Below are 15,758 nucleotides of genomic sequence, written 5' to 3'. Positions count from 1 at the left end.
TGGGGATATGGGAGATTAGCTTAAATAGAGTAAGTAAAGTAGCTTACCAAACAAAAAGACCTCATCATAGTTCAAATGATAAGGTCTTTTCTATTTTTATTTATTTATCGTTTTTCAAAGTAACAAAGTCAGCATCTCAATTAAGTTACATGATTTTATGATTGGGACTTATTGAATTACTTTTCCATTTACGTATAGTGTACCGGTACTTGAAACATGCTCGACACTTTTAACTGTATGGCCTGAATTTCCAGGGAATTCATCACCATATTTTGGAACGTTTCCTTTCGTAGAGACATTATCGAAACCAATTAAATTAAACCCAGTAACTTGTTTCGCCTTTCTAGTGTCGTAATCAACATCACTTGAAAAAGTTGAATTTCTTGTGTGTTCAACAGTGTGAGTTTTTTCCCCTTTTGTTCCTTCACCGGTGGTCCACTCAACTGTAATTTCATACGTGTCTACAGATTCATAGGTGAATTTTAGATTTTCAGCATTCTGCTGTAATTGTGCATTATTGTACCCTAAAACAGACTGGACATCTCCTTTACCGACAAAGCCCTGTCCATTAGAATAATCGATTGTTCCACCTGCAAATGCTGAACCGATAAATAATGACATTGCCAATGCTCCTGCTGTTAATCCCGATAAAATCTTTTTCATGATCATTTCTCCTCTTAAATAAATTGTTATTTATAAAACTTAAGTAAGAGGGCCGGTTACACCACTGGCTTCATATAACCCAAGGTGTCCAATTAAGGGCTATACTTCATCGCTTCCCCTATATAATGCCTAAGACTTTGATCCTTCTTTTCTGTGGCCACTGAGAAAATAATGGTGCAATGTCTCTAATTTGAATTATATATGGGTGTAATGAAAATAGGTACAAAATGTTATCGACAATTAATTACACTAAAGATCATTGAAATCGAATGTTGGTTTAACCTGAAAAGATGTCTAAGGTTTAAAAACCGTTGTGCGAATGTTTATAGATAAAGCTCCCACAGTGACAACCCCCACCAAAATAAGCTATAATAAGGACCGTTGTGATCACCTTTCAACTGAAGAAAGGGGTTTTTTTATGATTCAATTGCATCACGTAAATAAACGGTTTGAACAGTTTGAAGCGATCAAAGACGTGTCGCTTACGATCGATAAAGGCGAGATATACGGTATTATCGGCGCGAGTGGGGCGGGGAAGTCGACGCTCCTTCGGTTAATCAATCTGCTGGAGGTTCCGGACTCGGGAGCGGTGGAAGTGAACGGTCGGGATTTGACCAAACTTCGCGGGAAGAAGCTTCGTGACGCCCGGAAATCGATTGGAATGATCTTTCAAGGGTTTAACCTGGTAGCCAATAAAACGGTCTATGAAAACATCGCTGTGTCACTTGAGCTCTCCAACTACCCGCGAAAAGAACGGCGGAGCAGGGTGGAGGAGTGTCTTCGCTTTGTCGGGCTTGAGGACTTTATGAAAAAGTACCCGGCCCAGTTAAGCGGAGGACAAAAGCAGCGTGTGGCCATTGCTCGGGCACTGGCGAACAAGCCCGAGTTTTTGTTGTGCGATGAGCCAACGTCGTCACTGGACCCGAATACGACGGCTGAAGTGCTCAAAGTACTGGAAGACGTGAACAAGCGGCTTGGTGTAACGATTGTGATTGTGAGTCACGAGATGGACGTGATTAAAAGCTTATGCACGCAAGTGACCGTCATGGCGAACGGGGAAGTGTATGAGACGGTGAGAACAAAGCCCAAAGGCATCCAGCATATCGACAACAATCCAAAGTACTTCGTAGACCAGCTCGCCAAGGATGGAGAAGTGGACCGTGCCTGACATTTTCGTTCAATATGAAGCTCAAATATGGCAGGCCATGGGTGAAACGTTCATTATGGTGGGCGTATCCATCCTCGCCGCGGTCTTGCTTGGCTTACCGGTAGGAACGCTGTTGTTCTTATGCAGAAAAGGAAATCTTCTTGAGAACCGAGTGGCCTTTTCCACGCTAAACCTGTTGGTCAATATCATCCGGTCGTTTCCGTTTTTGCTTTTGGTCGTGTTCTTGATTCCTTTTACCCGGTTCATTATCGGAACGGCGATCGGAACAGCGGCGGCGACAGTCCCGCTGGCGATCATTGCGATTGCCCATTACTCCAGGCTCGTGGAACAAACCCTGTTGGACGTGCCAAAAGGGGTATTGGAAGCGGCCGTTTCCATGGGAGCATCGGTGAAGTCTGTGATTTTTAAGTTTTTGTACGTGGAGGCCCGCTCTGGGCTTGTGGTTGGACTGACCACGTCCACAATCAGCTTTATTTCCTACTCGACGATTATGGGTGTCGTCGGTGGCGGCGGGATCGGAGACTTTGCGATCCGCTTTGGCTATCAGCAGTTCAAAACCGAGTTAATGATGTATATGATCGTGATTATGGTTATCCTTGTACAGACCATTCAATTTACGGGGATGACTATAGCAAGAAAGATTGATAAAAGGTAATACACAGGAGGAAATACGATGAAAAAGCTATTTTTACTCATGACGATGAGTGTGTTCTTTTTGGCTGCTTGTGGTGGTCAGGAAAATGAAGGAAACGATACAGAAGAAGCGCAGGACGAGCCCGAAGAAGAAGTGACATTAACGGTGGCTACTTTGATCCCGCCAATGACTGAAATTCTTGAGCTTGTTGAGCCAATGCTGGCAGAAGAAGGCATTGAGCTTGAAATTGAAGTGCTGGGGGACAATGTCCAGCCAAACACGGCTCTGGCGAATGAAGAAGTGGATGCGAACTTCTTTCAGCACGTCCCTTACATGGAAGAATACAACCTAAACAACGATGCAAACCTAGTCGGCATTGAAGAGATTTATTTTGCCAACTACGGGGTGTATTCCGAGCAGTATGATGAGGTCGATGACATTCCGGAAGGCTCTGTTATTGCGATTGCCAATGACGTATCAAACATCGACCGTTCACTGGCTATTCTTGATCAGCACGGAGTGATTGAGTTGCAGGAGAAAACAGGTAACTATTACACGAAAGAAGATATCATCGATAACCCGAACGACTATGAGTTTGAAGAAGTCGATCTTCTGATGCTGGCGAGAACGTACGATGATGCCGATGCTGTTGTCATGACACCGGCCTATGCGGCACCTCTCGGGCTTACTCCAAAAAGCGATGCCCTTCTCACTGAAGGAACCGATAACGAGTTTGCGATTACTCTGGTGGCCCGTGAAGACAATGCGGACTCCGAGGCCATTCAAAAGCTGGCTGAAGCCATGACAAGTGATGAAGTACGTGAATTTTTAGAAGAAAACTACGATGAGACTGCCATTCCGGCGTTCTGACTATCATCGTAACAGGGCATTCGTGTTGTGTTTTACAGCGAATGCCCTGTTTTTTTTTGAGCAGGGTAAGCAGGTGTGAAAATATATTCTTATTTGATAGAAGTTAACAATCTCCCAGGTACTGTCCTAGCGTCGGGTTTATCTGCTTTATCAATGAAAACATCAGTAATAAAAGAATCATACTCATTTTCGTTAGCTCCTTAAAAGGATCTGAAGTTAACTGTCCATACCATTTTCACATCTCAGAATATACTATTAAAAAGGTTCTATATTCCAAGGGGTGAGCTCGTAAATGGAGATCGTGATTAAAAGAATTAACTATAAAACGGCTCTCATATTAAAAAATGCCTATAAAGCAGAAGGTCTGAAATTAAGAGATTTTATAGGAATGTCCTGGCTGGGAGCTTACGATAACACTACATTAATTGGTGTTGTTGCCTATCGCAGAACAAAGAAAGGTATTGTTTTTAAAAGTGATATAGTGCTGAAAGAATATCGGGGTATGGGTGTTTATAGAAAGTTGTTTACTGAAAGGTTGAAGAGAATAAAGAAAATAAAGGGAACTGGATCCAAAAGGATGTACGCTTATTGTACCCAAAGCAGTCTATCGCTCTTTCTGGAATATGGATTTGTAAAGAAACGTACAGTAAGACGATACACCTATGTAGAATACAATAATATAAAGTAATAAAGACTGCCCCGACTTCAATTGAGGGCAGTCTTTCCTGTATCATATAAGATGATTATGAATGCTCCTTTATATTCAGCATGTTTTCTATTTCATGCTCCATTTGAATAATCTCTTCCTTTGAGTTTCCTATAAGAATGCTGCTGAGAATGATAGGATTATCAGCAGTGATGCGCTGAGGTTTATAAATACTCAGATGAAGAATTTTTTTATTAAAATGTTCAGTGTCTTTTCAAACTCAGGAAATTCAATTGTTGTTTTAAAAGTACGCAGCTTCATTGTGTTTACGTCAAAGGTCTTCATGATGTTATTCTATAACAACGTCTTTTTTACAGGGATGAATTTAATTTTACAACTGAAGAGGGTTTCTCAGGGTATCCCACTTATCCTGCTTCAAACACGTGAAACGCCATACCGTAGGGGTCTTCAATCATGACGCTGGTTTCGCTGTATGTTTTAGTGACCTTGCATCCTTCTTGAATTAACAGGTCGATAGCCGGTTGGAAGTCATCGACAGCAAATTCAAAGAAGGTACGTGATTGTGAAGGGTGGTTTTCTAAAAAGAAATGAGTTTGATTAATCGAAAGTTTTGCTTCGTTTTCGTTAATAGTATTGAGTTTCATGCCAATCACATTTTGGTAGAAGTGAAGGGCGTTTTCATAATCATTAACTTGTATCGCAACATTATTGGTAAGTTGGAAAGGTGATTTTTTATTTATTTTTTTCTCAGGATGATAGCCTTCGGACTCTGTAGGGAGGAGGTCGAATAATGACCAGACAACGCAGTACTCATCTCCCGGTCCAAACCTGGAGGAGGTGTGGTGAAAGAGGTTTTGATCCTTATCCTTTGTAAAAACAGAAACCCCGGGGGAGGTAAGGTCATCTTTTTTAAAGCCTGTATCTTCAGTAAAGGTGTTGTTTGTGGTTGAAACCATGGGAAAAATCCAGCTCCGTTCAGCTGAGATGTCTTCCTGCACCGAAGGAAGATCAGGAGAGGCAACGACAAAGGCGGCTCTTTTTCGAATATGGTGATAGATACTGTTAAACCCATCAGCCCACATCGTGCAGTATGGACAGCTTTTTCCCATATTGTGAATCACAATTAATTCATCGTGGTCACCAAACAGGTCGAGGATGGTAACTTCCTTATTATTAGAGGATAAAAAACAGTAGTTTCGGACAGGCTCTCCCTGGATCTGCCTGCGTAACTGCTTTATTTTCCGCTTCTTCTCCAGCAGTTCTTGTTCCAGCTGCATGATTTCATTTTTAATGGTCTCCATTATCTTCCTCCCATTTTTGCAGTTTACAGGAATGTCAATTTTGGTTTATTTGCTAATACCATTCAACGCTGATGTGTTATCACCTTTATTTTTACAAAAAAATGCAAATGAAAAAAGCTGCACGTGAGACTTGTCCCAGTGCAACTTTTTTATATCTAATGTAAATTAAGACACAATCCGCTCTTTCTTTTCTTCTTTCTCCTCCCAGCACTCCGTATTTTTAATACCGAGTCTGGAAGCGTTGAAGGTCGGATTGAGGCCTTGTTTCCGTTGTGCTTGATAGTCTTTTAGTGTTTTAACCGCAATTCCGCTTAAGAGGGCGATAGCCGCAAGGTTAATGATGGCCATCAGACCCATGAAGATATCCGCAAGCTCCCAGACAAACCCGAGACTTGCAACGGCTCCGATCATCACAAAACCCATCGTGGCGAAGCGGTACAAATTAAGAACCGTTTTGTTATCTTTAATAAACTGAATGTTTGTTTCCCCGTAATAGTAGCTTCCGATAATGGAACTGAAAGCAAACAGGAAGACGGCAACTGCGATGAAAATGCTCGCCCAGCCGCCGATTTGCGTACTCAGTGACGTCTGGAGAAGATTAATTCCTTCCTCATTTCCTGCCTGGGAAAGGTCGGTTGAAATGAGAATGATAAAGGCAGTAGCGGTACACACAACTAACGTATCGATATACACACCCAACGTTTGAATAAACCCTTGCTTGGCAGGGTGGGAAACATGTGCAGTCGCTGCTGCGTTAGGGGCACTACCCATACCAGCTTCATTCGAGAAGAGTCCCCGTCTCACTCCGTGCATAATGGCAGCTCCGATACCACCGCCGACAGCCTGCTCAAGACCGAATGCACTGTTTACGATCAGGCTCAGCACGGCTGGAAGCTGGGAAATGTTCGTTACTAAAACAAAAAGAGCGACAGCAATGTAAAGAACAGCCATAATCGGTACGACCACACTCGTTACGTTTGCGATCCGGTGCACACCGCCAAAAATGACGATACCGGATAGAATGACAAGGACAATACCTGTTGCTGTTGTATTGAATCCGAAGGCCCCTTCAAAAGCTGCGGAAATCGTATTACTCTGGACCGAGTTAAAGATAAGTCCGAAGGTAAAGGCGATAAGAACCGCAAAGATTACACCAAGCCATTTTTTGTTGAGGCCTTTTGTAATGTAGTAGGCAGGTCCGCCCCGGAATGTCCCGGGCGTGTCTTTGTCTTTTACTTTATAGACCTGCGCGAGGGTGCTCTCAATAAAGCTGGTAGCGCCTCCGAGCAAGCCTACAACCCACATCCAAAAGACAGCACCGGGACCGCCGAGCGTAACAGCTACAGCCACACCGGCAAGGTTCCCCGTCCCGATTCGTGTAGCCGATCCGATACAGAAAGATTTAAATGATGATATCGATTTTTCTCCCTTTTTAGCTTCAGGGGATTTCTCGAAGATGACTCTTACCATTTCTTTTAAGTAACGAAACTGAATGAATCCTGTTTTATACGTAAAGTAGAGACCAAGACCCAATAAACCGTAAATTACAAAGTAAGACCAGATAATGTCATTTAACATATCCATGACGTTTTGCATCCCTCCTGTATTTTCAGAAAATTATTTATTTATCATAGAATACTTTGTGTATAAAATCAACGCGATTCGACAAAAAACTACATAATTCTAGTTAATCACTTTTGTAAACAACCCACACATGACCGTCTTCACCTATCAAAACGTCTATTTCTTTCCCTTCTATTTCATAAGGAAATTGCAGATCCTCCAGAGCATCTGAGATCAGTTCACTTTTATAGCAGTGCCTTCCACTGGGCATTTAGTTTCACTTCTAAACTCGAGCTGTCTTATTAAATCCTTGATTTTTGCCGCCATTGGGCCGTCCCATATTACCAATGTATACGCCGTCAGATGCTGTTTTGAGATTATTTTTCTCGCAATCTTGTGTTTCCATTTTTTTATTGACTTGCCGTTGAAAAAATCTATGACATTGTCCATTTATTTACTCACTCCTTTATTTTGTGGCAACATACATATGGATAACGTAAACATCTATAGAGACAAAAAGAGAGCAACACACAGGGATTATCCCTTATGTGTTGCCCTCATTGACGACATTACTTCGCTTTAATTTCACTTATAAAAGCATGTGTATTTCCTTCTCCGTCCTTAAAAAAAGTCATCCATGTCTCCGTATTTCCCATTTTAGCGACCACATGCGGCTCATCAATAAATACAACGCTCTTTTGCTGTAAATCTTCATAAGCTTTTCGGATATCTTTAACCGTGAAATAGATAACCGAGCTTGGATGACCAAACGCTTCTTTTTCCGGCAAGGTCAGCATGAGCCTCAAGCCTTCACAGTCAAAAAAGGCCATGCTGCCGGTGCTGAACAAGAGGGGGAGACCGAGTTTTTCTTTGTAAAAGCGTACAGCCCGTTCGATTTCTTGAACAGGGATGCCGATCTGTCCTACCCTTTGAATGGCTGATTCCATAGGGGACCGCTCCTTTCCAATCTACCGTTAATGGATTCGCCAGGGAAAGAAGATATCCTTTTATATTATTAAATCGGCCAATCGTGTTTGTGATAGGCCATGTCAAAAAACATGTATTCAAGGCGGCAGGCAGTAAGGAAGTGGGAGCGCATTTTCTCACGCTCCTCGTGACCGGCTTTTTCAGCGAGTTCATCGAGCCATTCGGTTGTCTGGTTAATCCGGGGCATCTCCTGAGCTCCGTAAAAGGCGATCCAGTCAAAAAAAAGGTGGTTTTTGTTATGATTGATTTCTTTGATCATCCGCTCACCGATATCGAGGTAAATCCACGGGCAGGGAAGGGCTGCGGCCAAAGCCTCTCCCAAAGTGCCGTTACTGGCTGTCTGCATCATAAACTGGCTGTAGTGGTGGGCGACGGGAGCTAATGGCTGCCCTTGAAGATCTTCAAATGACACACCGGCCACGGAACAGAAATTATTGTGTGGATGGGTTTCATCGTTAAGGATAAAGCCGATGCCCTCGTTTAGCAGCGTCATCTCTTCTCGGGTTGTACATTTCGCCATTGTCAGCGCCCTTGTCTGAATCATGGCATTTAAATACTCATAATCTTGCTTTACATAGTGAATCAGCTGTTCTTTTTCCAGTGTTTCGTTACGAATTCCCTGAACGAAGGGATGTTCGTAAACCTTTTGAAATAACGGGTCTGCTTCTTCTCGCAATTGTTTTGTAAAACTCATCGATAATGCCCTCCTTTATATTTTACAAGCTCCAGTTGTAAGGAAGGAGGTAAAAAAACGCCCTTCTCATAAAGATAAGAAGGGCGAGGATCGCAAATAGGCATGCTGAAGTACTGCGATACCACTTCCCTACGCTAGTATGAACTAGATCAGGTTCAAAGGGATCAAGCCATGCTTGTCTCAGCCCTTGCCCGGGCACCCCTAGTGGAACTTGTATATGAAACTACTTGAAGCATAAATGAACAGAGGTGGAAAATCAAGCCATCAGGTTTCTTTAAGAACGAATAGTCAGACTGACAGGAACAAAGGGCTAAATTACTAGATGATCACTGCATTTTCAAGAATAAATGATAGTAGGTAATAAGAACCAACCGTAAAGAAAGGGGGACATGGGAGCTATTTTCGGGTGAGCCTTTGTGCTGTCCTTTGTCATTGCCTGGGTGCTTGTTGTGTTTCTTGGTCCTGAGAGGAATGCGGCGATTGGAGCTTCGGCAGGATTTATGGCAGGGCTTTTCTGGGTGGCGGCTGCTATGGGTATTACCTATTTGTTTGAACGAAAACCGGTAAAATTTTTTCTTATTAATGCCGGGTACCATGTTGTGACATTTACGCTGATAGGCTTTATTTTAGATGTTTGGCGTTAAAGGGAAATTCTCCTTTTGATGTGGAAAGAAGGGCTGTCTCCACTTTGGGTGAGACAGCCCTCCTTGCTTTTAGTCTTCCTTTTTGAACCCTTCCGTAAAAATCCGAATAGGTCTGGTAAGTCTCCAGGACCTGCTGTTCAATACATCATCCAAACGTTTTCATATAACGCCGTTCTTCTTCAAGCACTTCAATGCGATGTTCAAGCTGCTTGATATCGTTATAGGAAACACGCGTAAGTTTGTGTGAAGCCCTCACGGCCTGCTGTGCATGCTTTTTATCGCTGGGGGTGGCATTGATCATCTCAATCGTCAGATAGCTGAGACCGTCAAGATGCCGGGTGTTCACAAAACCCGGCACCAACGCTTTAAGCTCAGGGAAATCGGAACACACCTCCATATAAAAAGACTCCTCCCTGGCAGCTCCGTTCTTTTTCCCGGTCAGGCTTGAAATTTTCGTGAAATAGCGATGATGCGCATTTTCATGAAAAATAGCGCCAAAGTTATTTATACCGTCTACATAGCGGTAATGGGATGTGTATGAAGAAGACGAGTCAGGAAAACTGTCCTCAATTTTTTCAATTAATGAAGAAAAGGATGTAAGGTGCTTTCGTTCAAGTGCCTTTTTATATGTTTGTCTTGCTTTGGAGTAGTCATCAAGAAAGGAGTAGGTCCGTCCCATGCGAAAGAGGTAATCAGGTTTCCCGGGGTCTGATTTCACCAGTTTCTTTGCAACTGATTTTGCTTTTTTCCATTCAGCGGTAAAGTCATAATGCTGGTGCAGCTCCACTAAGAGAGTTTCGCTTTCCGGAAACTGGTTTAACCCCTGTTGAATAACAGTAAGGGACCTTTTCGGGTGTCCGTTAAAACGCAGTGCCCGTGCCAGGAGTTGAAACACCTGATCAGGAGCGGTACCTTTAGATTCTTTTATGTATGTTTCGTAGCACGCAATGGCTTTTTTCCATTCCCGCATACGGTGGTGCTGCTTCCCTTCATCAATCTGATTCACGTTCGTCACTTCCTTACATCTGTAATTTAACCGGAAGGAAGAGAGGCTGTCAATTAGAAGGTGGAAAGACCTTGGACAAAGTATATCCATGCCTTTACAATGGAAGAAAGTAAACATAACGGAGTGATAATCATGTCTCAAGTGATCGTTTATTCAACGCAAAACTGTGTGGAATGTGACATCGTCAAGCAAATGCTCAAGGAAAACAACATTGATTTTGAAGTGCGTGATGTGATGAGCAGCCGTGAGTATCAAAAAGAAGTAGAAGGGTTCGGCATTATGGGAGTACCTGTAACGGTCTTTGAAGGCGAAGCGGTTAAAGGGATGAACCCTGAACTTCAAACGCTGGTTGAAAAGATCAAACAAACACAATAGAACATTATCAAAGAGGACTGACCAGACTACTGCTGGTTGGTCCTTTTTTTGTCTTTGTTTCACGTGAAACAGAATTGAGATAGGCTTTCAGGCATATATTTGATTGGATTTGTCTTTCATAACTGAACAGAAGAGAGAAAAATAAAATATGTTTATGAAGTGGATAAAATTCAGAATAGTCAAACGTATTAGGCTATTTATGAAGTATAATGGAAAAAAGTAGAACTTTTCCATTGGGAGGATGCGGGGATGGAGCGGTTTGAAGCACAGTTAAAGCAGATGAAGTTGGCACAGGAGCAACTGACGAAAGAGTATGAAGCGCTTCTAATTGAATTCGAATCCAACGACGTCATTGGGGAAAATACGAAGCTTCGGGAAATGGCAAGTGAGTATAAAGGACGGGCGGACCGCTTAGGCAAAGATCACGAGAAGCTTAAAGAAGAAAACCAAAAAATGCGAATGGCTTTGCAGGAACAGATGTTAAACGAAAAGTGGAACATTGTGAACATCTCCAAAAAGAAGGTGCAAACCTATTTTGGCGAGGGAATGAAACCTCACGAAAACAGGCTCACAAACCTTGAACATGAGTCCCGGAGTAAAATAGCTGATCTCCGTAAGCGTGCCGAACATGAACTCGATGGTTTGAGCCTGGAGCTCTCAGCAAAAATGAAACAGCTTTCCAGGGAAGTTGAGGAGAATATCAGAATCCATAAAGAAGCCCTTCTTTTAAAGGAAAGAGAATGGAGGCAGGAGAACAGCGCGGCTTTCAATGCGATTGGAAATGAGCCGGTTTCAGAAAAAGTAATGCAGAAAAGAATGAAACAAAACCAGCTTGAAATGCTGATCGGTCTCAATTGGATTAATAAGATCGGGATTATTCTGATTGTACTTGGGGTCGCTGCGGCTTTCAGGCATTCTTATACAAACTGGTTTACAGAAGAGCTGAAAGGGGCAACGTTTTTTGGGCTGGGACTGATGATGCTGGCCGGGGGAGAGTGGTTTATTCGTAAACACAAGAAAACCTTTGGTTTGGGCCTTATAGGCGGAGGGACAGCTGTTCTGTATGGTTCGGTTTTCTTCAGTTATTTCCTCCTCAGTATTATCGGGCTGTACACAGCTCTTGGTCTGTCAGTTGCCGTAACTGCTGCAGCGGTTTTACTTTCTTTGCGTTACAGCTCAAGAACGGTGATCTCCCTGGGACTTGTGGGAGGCTACATTCCTTTTTATTCTTATATGTCCGCATTCGGGCTTGAAGTGTTTTCGGTCTATGCAGCGATGCTGTACCTGATTATTTTAAATGGTGCTATACTATGGATATCTTTTAAGAAGCGGTGGAACATTGTCAGCTATATCAGCTTTGCCTTCCACATTCCGGCGTTTCTTATCCTGATTGCGCTGGCGGGAAGTGCGGGAATCAGCATGATTTACGCTGTGCTCACATTTGCGGTCTATACAGTGGTGACGCTCGGGTATCCGTTCATTCACAAGCAAAAGCTCAGGTGGATGGATGTGACGATGCTCGGATTAAACACAGTCCTTGGATGTTCTGTGATGTATTATTTGTTTTACGATCTTAATTGGGGCAGTTTTACGGGTATACTTGCCGCTCTCTTTTGTGTTCTTTACGCAGGGTTGGGCAAATTTGTTGAGAAGAGAGTGCCCCGGGAAAAACAAGCCAGGATTTTGTTTTACGCTACGGCGGTTACATTTGCTGTGCTCGTGATCCCGTTCCAATTTGAAGCAGAATGGTTCGTCCTAGGGTGGTTAATTGAAGCCTTTGTCTTAATCGTTTATGCGAACCGGGAGAAACTTCCGAACCTTGAACGGGCGGGCTGGGGTATCCTTTTCTTAACAATGGCGGCGTTTATTATGGAAGTGCTGTATATTACGGCTTCACAGTGGGGGATGTCTGAGTCCTTTAATCTTCGCTATTTTGCTGTAACTGCCGGACTTCTCACGTTAGCTGTCTATTATGCACGTAAACGTCTGGAAGGAGAAGGAGTATTCAATTGGATGAAACAGCTCCCAAGGGCTGTAAAGTACCTGGCGGTGTTTAATCTTTGGGTTTATGTCATTTATCAGAGCAGCTACTATTATCATGAGTGGGTTCCCATGACGTTCAGCTACCTTACTTTTTATCACACTCTGATAGTCGCATTCATTACAGTTGGGACCGGCTACGTCCTCTCCCGTTGGAAAGTTCTTTATGATCGGGTAATCGGGTATTTCAGCACATTTCTTTACGGAATTGGAAGCTTTATCGGATTTATCATTACCCTCACAATGCCGGCACTGGAGCCGGTGATGACGGAAAATACGATTGTGAACGTGATGGCACTGGGGCTTTTGGTTGCGTTTAATATTTTGGTCTTCTTGATAGGACGGGAGTTGCTGGGAAGATTTCTGCGTGACCGTTACTCAGGCCTCTTTCCAACAATACTGGCTGTCTATTTCCTCATTGTTCTTGGCGCATTCGTAACTGTCCAATTCCAGCTCGGGGACGTTGGTTTTGTATTCAGCTCCATCTTTTTAGTGGTAGCGGTGGGTTACATTCTTTACGGGTTTAAAAAGAAGTACGTCTATATACGCCGGATCGGTCTTGGGTTGACCCTCTTTACTACGGGAAAGCTGTTTTTATACGATCTGTCGTTTTTAACCGAAGTAAGCCAGATTGCTGCCTACTTTGGTTTTGGAGTAACCTTGCTCGGGATCTCGTATATCTATCAAAAAGTATCAAGCAGCTATCAGGATATGGGGGAAGGGATATAAATAAATATAGGAGCCGTGGCAGGGAAAGAATTCAAGCCACGGCTTTTTTTGATAAAATCATCAGGAATTTTCTTTTACTCCCGACATTTTAACCACAAACAATCCGTCCCCTTCAAGGTAATCGGCGTACATGACGTTGCGGGGTTCGTAGATTCCCCGGGCACTGAGTTCGTTTGTGAGCCAGGGACGGGTCAAGCCCAGCTCCTGAAGGTTATCCTCAAGAACCTCCCCGTCTAAAATGACGCTCACAGGGAGGTAGACAGGAGGTTCCTGAAGCTTCAAGTCTTCAATGGTGACTTTTTGATACTTTGATTTTTTCAGTATGCTGATGCCGCCGTTTGATTCAAGAATAGCAAACGCGACCTCTCTCACAGAGAAAACTTCGCTCTGTCTAAGAAGGCTCATAAGCTGGTTGAGGTTCATCCGGTTTTTCTTCAGCTCTTTGCGGTCAATCTTCCCATCACGAATGACAATCGCAGGCTTTCCTTCCAACGGTCCCCTCAGCCCCTTCAACTTCAATAGTCCTTTTTCCATAATCACAAGGAGAATTCCCCATAGGAAAATCGAGTAGACGACGAAATAAACAGGAACGTTTTGTTCAAAGACGGCATTCCCAAGAAGCTCAGACAATACAATTGCTGAAACAAAGTCAAAAGGAGTGAGCTGGTTGATAGTCGTTCGTCCAAGCAGTCTTGTAATGAGAAAGAGAAAGAAGAATCCGAGAATGAGTTTGAATGTCATATCAAGAAAAGAAGGCTCCATGAGATGTTCTCTCCAAACGGGAAGTTTTTTCTAGTATTCTCATTTTTGGAGCATTTTATTCGCAAGAATGATAGATATGCATGACTAAATGTTTAATGAGTATACCCTTATGTCAGTTTATGTGTGATGAAGCTCCGCTGAACGCCATCCGCTCGCTTTCTGCGATGGTGCCGGCAGGGAGAAAGAACCTTGCTTTTTCCTCTAAAAGTAACGCTTCGAAGTGTTATGCGTCGAAGCAACTCGCAGAGGACTCACGATGTTTTGCTAGTCACTGTCGCAGGAGTCTCGCTGCTGGCGTTCAGCTGCTGCCCATTACACTTCCGGTTTAGTAAAAGAAATTTACTGACTTATAGGGATACTCATTAAATATTTTAACTGATCTGCTGTTTAGCCTGCCCTGCTTACTTCCATATTCCCCTCTTCCTTATTTCTTCTGAATACAATCAGGAACATGACGGTAGTCATAATCGAAACGATACCAATAATAACTGCCATATGTGATAAACCAATAATATCGAGCATGGCTCCTGTCATGATCAAGACAACTTGAAAAATAACCCTGTCCAACATATTTCTAAATGAGAAGAACCGGCCGTGGAACTCTTTCGGTACTTTCGTTTGGAAGATAGTGGCTGCCGAAGGGAAGAAGCATCCTACCGCAAATCCAAAAAGAATGAATGCAAGAATGGTAATCACAGGAATATGAGCAAAGTAGAGGAGCAACTGAGAAGCCCCGACTAAAAATGAACAAAAGAATAGAATGTGGTAGTGTGATTGCTTTTGACTGATCCATTTCACAAAAAAGGCACCAAGCATGAAGGCAGTACCTTCAGCAGCATAGAGTACCCCTTTTATTTCTGCACTGTTTTGGATTTCACTTATATTTATCACCATTAAGTTAAACCCTCCTAAAAAAAGGAGAGGAATAACGGCCATTGTGAGTGTCATATAAACGATTGGCATTCTTTTTATGACCGGGAAGACGTCTCTAAACGATGTTTCCATTTCTTCTGTGCTGTTGTGTTTTTGTCTCGGGTTCTCTTCTTTAATGGTCAGAAACAACGTCAATATAAATAGGGCCATGTATGCGATTAATGACGCTAAATAGAGCATAGTCAAGGAGATGACGACGAGGAGGGCACCAGCTGCAGCTGTTCCTCCTATCCGTGACAGGGTAGACACGTTCATATATACACCATTGAGTTCCATCAGGTCTTTTTCCTGCACAACAAGGGGGATCGCTGCTTGCAGTGCAGGAAAATAAAAAGCTGCTGAAAGCTGAATAGTAATAAGAAAAACGACCATCCATAAGACGGACTCATTATGTATTGCAACAAACATAAAACAAACGCTGATGGAACGAACAAAGCCTGCAGCGAGCATCACCGTCTTTTTCTTCAAGCGATCTGTTATCCGTCCGGCCCATGGTCCTATAGCTATACCTGCCACAAGACCGGAAGCAAGAATGAGAGACTTCATAAAATCAGAGGGAACAAGAGCCTGCATAAACTCCAGGTTTCCTATAATCCCTAACCATAATCCCACACCTGCGACGAACTCTCCTATTAATAAAATCCATACGTTTTTATTTTTCCACATGGTTCCATCCTCACAATTCTAAAACTTTGTTGATAGTGATAATCGTTATCAATTAT

General features: G+C 43.0%; 16 protein-coding genes and 2 riboswitches. Of the genes, 7 read left to right on the top strand and 9 right to left on the bottom strand.

What is annotated here, in order from left to right; all coding sequences use genetic code 11:
• Nucleotides 1-168 precede the first annotated feature (168 nt).
• Entirely contained in the window at nt 169-663 is a 495-nt protein-coding gene (locus tag EBO34_RS14955; protein ID WP_122899939.1) for a hypothetical protein, read from the bottom strand.
• A 41-nt stretch (nt 664-704) separates the two neighbouring features.
• Nucleotides 705-789: riboswitch (cyclic di-GMP riboswitch) on the bottom strand.
• A gap of 292 nt (nt 790-1,081) precedes the next feature.
• Between EBO34_RS14955 and EBO34_RS14950 the strand changes: the two genes are divergently transcribed.
• The 4 genes from EBO34_RS14950 (at nt 1,082) to EBO34_RS14935 (ending at nt 4,023) form a co-directional block, all read left to right on the top strand.
• Nucleotides 1,082-1,831 (top strand): methionine ABC transporter ATP-binding protein, encoded by a 750-nt coding sequence (locus EBO34_RS14950; protein ID WP_122899937.1) that lies wholly within the window; start codon nt 1,082-1,084, stop codon nt 1,829-1,831.
• Complete coding sequence (locus EBO34_RS14945) at nt 1,824-2,486, top strand: methionine ABC transporter permease (protein WP_122899935.1); 663 nt, start codon at nt 1,824-1,826, stop codon at nt 2,484-2,486. The genes EBO34_RS14950 and EBO34_RS14945 overlap by 8 nt, the downstream gene beginning before the upstream one ends.
• Before the next feature lie 18 nt (nt 2,487-2,504).
• Entirely contained in the window at nt 2,505-3,335 is an 831-nt protein-coding gene (locus EBO34_RS14940; RefSeq protein ID WP_122899933.1) for a MetQ/NlpA family ABC transporter substrate-binding protein, read from the top strand.
• Between the two features lie 292 nt (nt 3,336-3,627).
• The gene (locus EBO34_RS14935) at nt 3,628-4,023 is read left to right on the top strand and encodes a GNAT family N-acetyltransferase (protein ID WP_122899931.1); all 396 of its coding nucleotides are present in this window, start codon (nt 3,628-3,630) and stop codon (nt 4,021-4,023) included.
• A gap of 383 nt (nt 4,024-4,406) precedes the next feature.
• On the opposite strand, the gene EBO34_RS14930 is transcribed toward EBO34_RS14935, so the two are convergent.
• The 5 genes from EBO34_RS14930 to tenA all read right to left on the bottom strand — a co-directional run bounded on the left by EBO34_RS14930 (nt 4,407) and on the right by tenA (nt 8,547).
• Entirely contained in the window at nt 4,407-5,303 is an 897-nt protein-coding gene (locus EBO34_RS14930; protein ID WP_122899929.1) for a DUF899 family protein, read from the bottom strand.
• A 165-nt stretch (nt 5,304-5,468) separates the two neighbouring features.
• The gene (locus tag EBO34_RS14925; protein ID WP_122899927.1) at nt 5,469-6,899 is read right to left on the bottom strand and encodes an alanine/glycine:cation symporter family protein; all 1,431 of its coding nucleotides are present in this window, start codon (nt 6,897-6,899) and stop codon (nt 5,469-5,471) included.
• A gap of 201 nt (nt 6,900-7,100) precedes the next feature.
• Complete coding sequence (locus tag EBO34_RS14920) at nt 7,101-7,316, bottom strand: hypothetical protein (RefSeq protein WP_122899925.1); 216 nt, start codon at nt 7,314-7,316, stop codon at nt 7,101-7,103.
• 119 nt (nt 7,317-7,435) lie between these two features.
• On the bottom strand, nt 7,436-7,813 hold the full coding sequence (locus EBO34_RS14915) for a VOC family protein (protein WP_122899923.1): 378 nt from the start codon (nt 7,811-7,813) through the stop codon (nt 7,436-7,438).
• 68 nt (nt 7,814-7,881) lie between these two features.
• Entirely contained in the window at nt 7,882-8,547 is a 666-nt protein-coding gene (tenA, locus tag EBO34_RS14910) for a thiaminase II (RefSeq protein WP_122899921.1), read from the bottom strand.
• A 109-nt stretch (nt 8,548-8,656) separates the two neighbouring features.
• Nucleotides 8,657-8,760: riboswitch (TPP riboswitch) on the bottom strand.
• Nucleotides 8,761-8,963: 203 nt separating this feature from the next.
• Between tenA and EBO34_RS14905 the strand changes: the two genes are divergently transcribed.
• Complete coding sequence (locus tag EBO34_RS14905) at nt 8,964-9,191, top strand: DUF1761 domain-containing protein (RefSeq protein WP_122899919.1); 228 nt, start codon at nt 8,964-8,966, stop codon at nt 9,189-9,191.
• Nucleotides 9,192-9,336: 145 nt separating this feature from the next.
• On the opposite strand, the gene EBO34_RS14900 is transcribed toward EBO34_RS14905, so the two are convergent.
• On the bottom strand, nt 9,337-10,197 hold the full coding sequence (locus tag EBO34_RS14900; RefSeq protein ID WP_183163893.1) for a tetratricopeptide repeat protein: 861 nt from the start codon (nt 10,195-10,197) through the stop codon (nt 9,337-9,339).
• A gap of 132 nt (nt 10,198-10,329) precedes the next feature.
• Between EBO34_RS14900 and EBO34_RS14895 the strand changes: the two genes are divergently transcribed.
• On the top strand, nt 10,330-10,572 hold the full coding sequence (locus EBO34_RS14895) for a glutaredoxin family protein (RefSeq protein WP_236784645.1): 243 nt from the start codon (nt 10,330-10,332) through the stop codon (nt 10,570-10,572).
• Between the two features lie 249 nt (nt 10,573-10,821).
• A complete protein-coding gene (locus EBO34_RS14890; protein ID WP_122899913.1) occupies nt 10,822-13,341 on the top strand; it encodes a DUF2339 domain-containing protein in 2,520 nt (839 codons plus the stop codon).
• A gap of 60 nt (nt 13,342-13,401) precedes the next feature.
• Here EBO34_RS14890 and EBO34_RS14885 read toward each other — a convergent pair whose 3' ends face one another.
• Both EBO34_RS14885 and EBO34_RS14880 read right to left on the bottom strand, forming a co-directional pair.
• The gene (locus tag EBO34_RS14885) at nt 13,402-14,103 is read right to left on the bottom strand and encodes a DUF421 domain-containing protein (RefSeq protein ID WP_122899911.1); all 702 of its coding nucleotides are present in this window, start codon (nt 14,101-14,103) and stop codon (nt 13,402-13,404) included.
• A 387-nt stretch (nt 14,104-14,490) separates the two neighbouring features.
• A complete protein-coding gene (locus EBO34_RS14880) occupies nt 14,491-15,702 on the bottom strand; it encodes an MFS transporter (RefSeq protein ID WP_122899909.1) in 1,212 nt (403 codons plus the stop codon).
• Nucleotides 15,703-15,758: the final 56 nt, after the last annotated feature.

This window comes from Alteribacter keqinensis (assembly GCF_003710255.1).
GTDB lineage: Bacteria > Bacillota > Bacilli > Bacillales > Salisediminibacteriaceae > Alteribacter > Alteribacter keqinensis.
This window is presented reverse-complemented; position numbering and strand designations above follow the sequence as displayed.

Bases quoted from the DNA above. Each gene is read 5' to 3' on its own strand.
- EBO34_RS14955 (WP_122899939.1), bottom strand. From the start codon at position 663: ATGAAAAAGATTTTATCGGGATTAACAGCAGGAGCATTGGCAATGTCA.
- EBO34_RS14950 (WP_122899937.1), top strand. From the start codon at position 1,082: ATGATTCAATTGCATCACGTAAATAAACGGTTTGAACAGTTTGAAGCG.
- EBO34_RS14940 (WP_122899933.1), top strand. From the start codon at position 2,505: ATGAAAAAGCTATTTTTACTCATGACGATGAGTGTGTTCTTTTTGGCT.
- EBO34_RS14935 (WP_122899931.1), top strand. From the start codon at position 3,628: ATGGAGATCGTGATTAAAAGAATTAACTATAAAACGGCTCTCATATTA.
- EBO34_RS14930 (WP_122899929.1), bottom strand. From the start codon at position 5,303: ATGGAGACCATTAAAAATGAAATCATGCAGCTGGAACAAGAACTGCTG.
- EBO34_RS14925 (WP_122899927.1), bottom strand. From the start codon at position 6,899: ATGCAAAACGTCATGGATATGTTAAATGACATTATCTGGTCTTACTTT.
- EBO34_RS14920 (WP_122899925.1), bottom strand. From the start codon at position 7,316: ATGGACAATGTCATAGATTTTTTCAACGGCAAGTCAATAAAAAAATGG.
- EBO34_RS14915 (WP_122899923.1), bottom strand. From the start codon at position 7,813: ATGGAATCAGCCATTCAAAGGGTAGGACAGATCGGCATCCCTGTTCAA.
- tenA (WP_122899921.1), bottom strand. From the start codon at position 8,547: ATGAGTTTTACAAAACAATTGCGAGAAGAAGCAGACCCGTTATTTCAA.
- EBO34_RS14895 (WP_236784645.1), top strand. From the start codon at position 10,330: ATGTCTCAAGTGATCGTTTATTCAACGCAAAACTGTGTGGAATGTGAC.
- EBO34_RS14890 (WP_122899913.1), top strand. From the start codon at position 10,822: ATGGAGCGGTTTGAAGCACAGTTAAAGCAGATGAAGTTGGCACAGGAG.
- EBO34_RS14885 (WP_122899911.1), bottom strand. From the start codon at position 14,103: ATGGAGCCTTCTTTTCTTGATATGACATTCAAACTCATTCTCGGATTC.
- EBO34_RS14880 (WP_122899909.1), bottom strand. From the start codon at position 15,702: ATGTGGAAAAATAAAAACGTATGGATTTTATTAATAGGAGAGTTCGTC.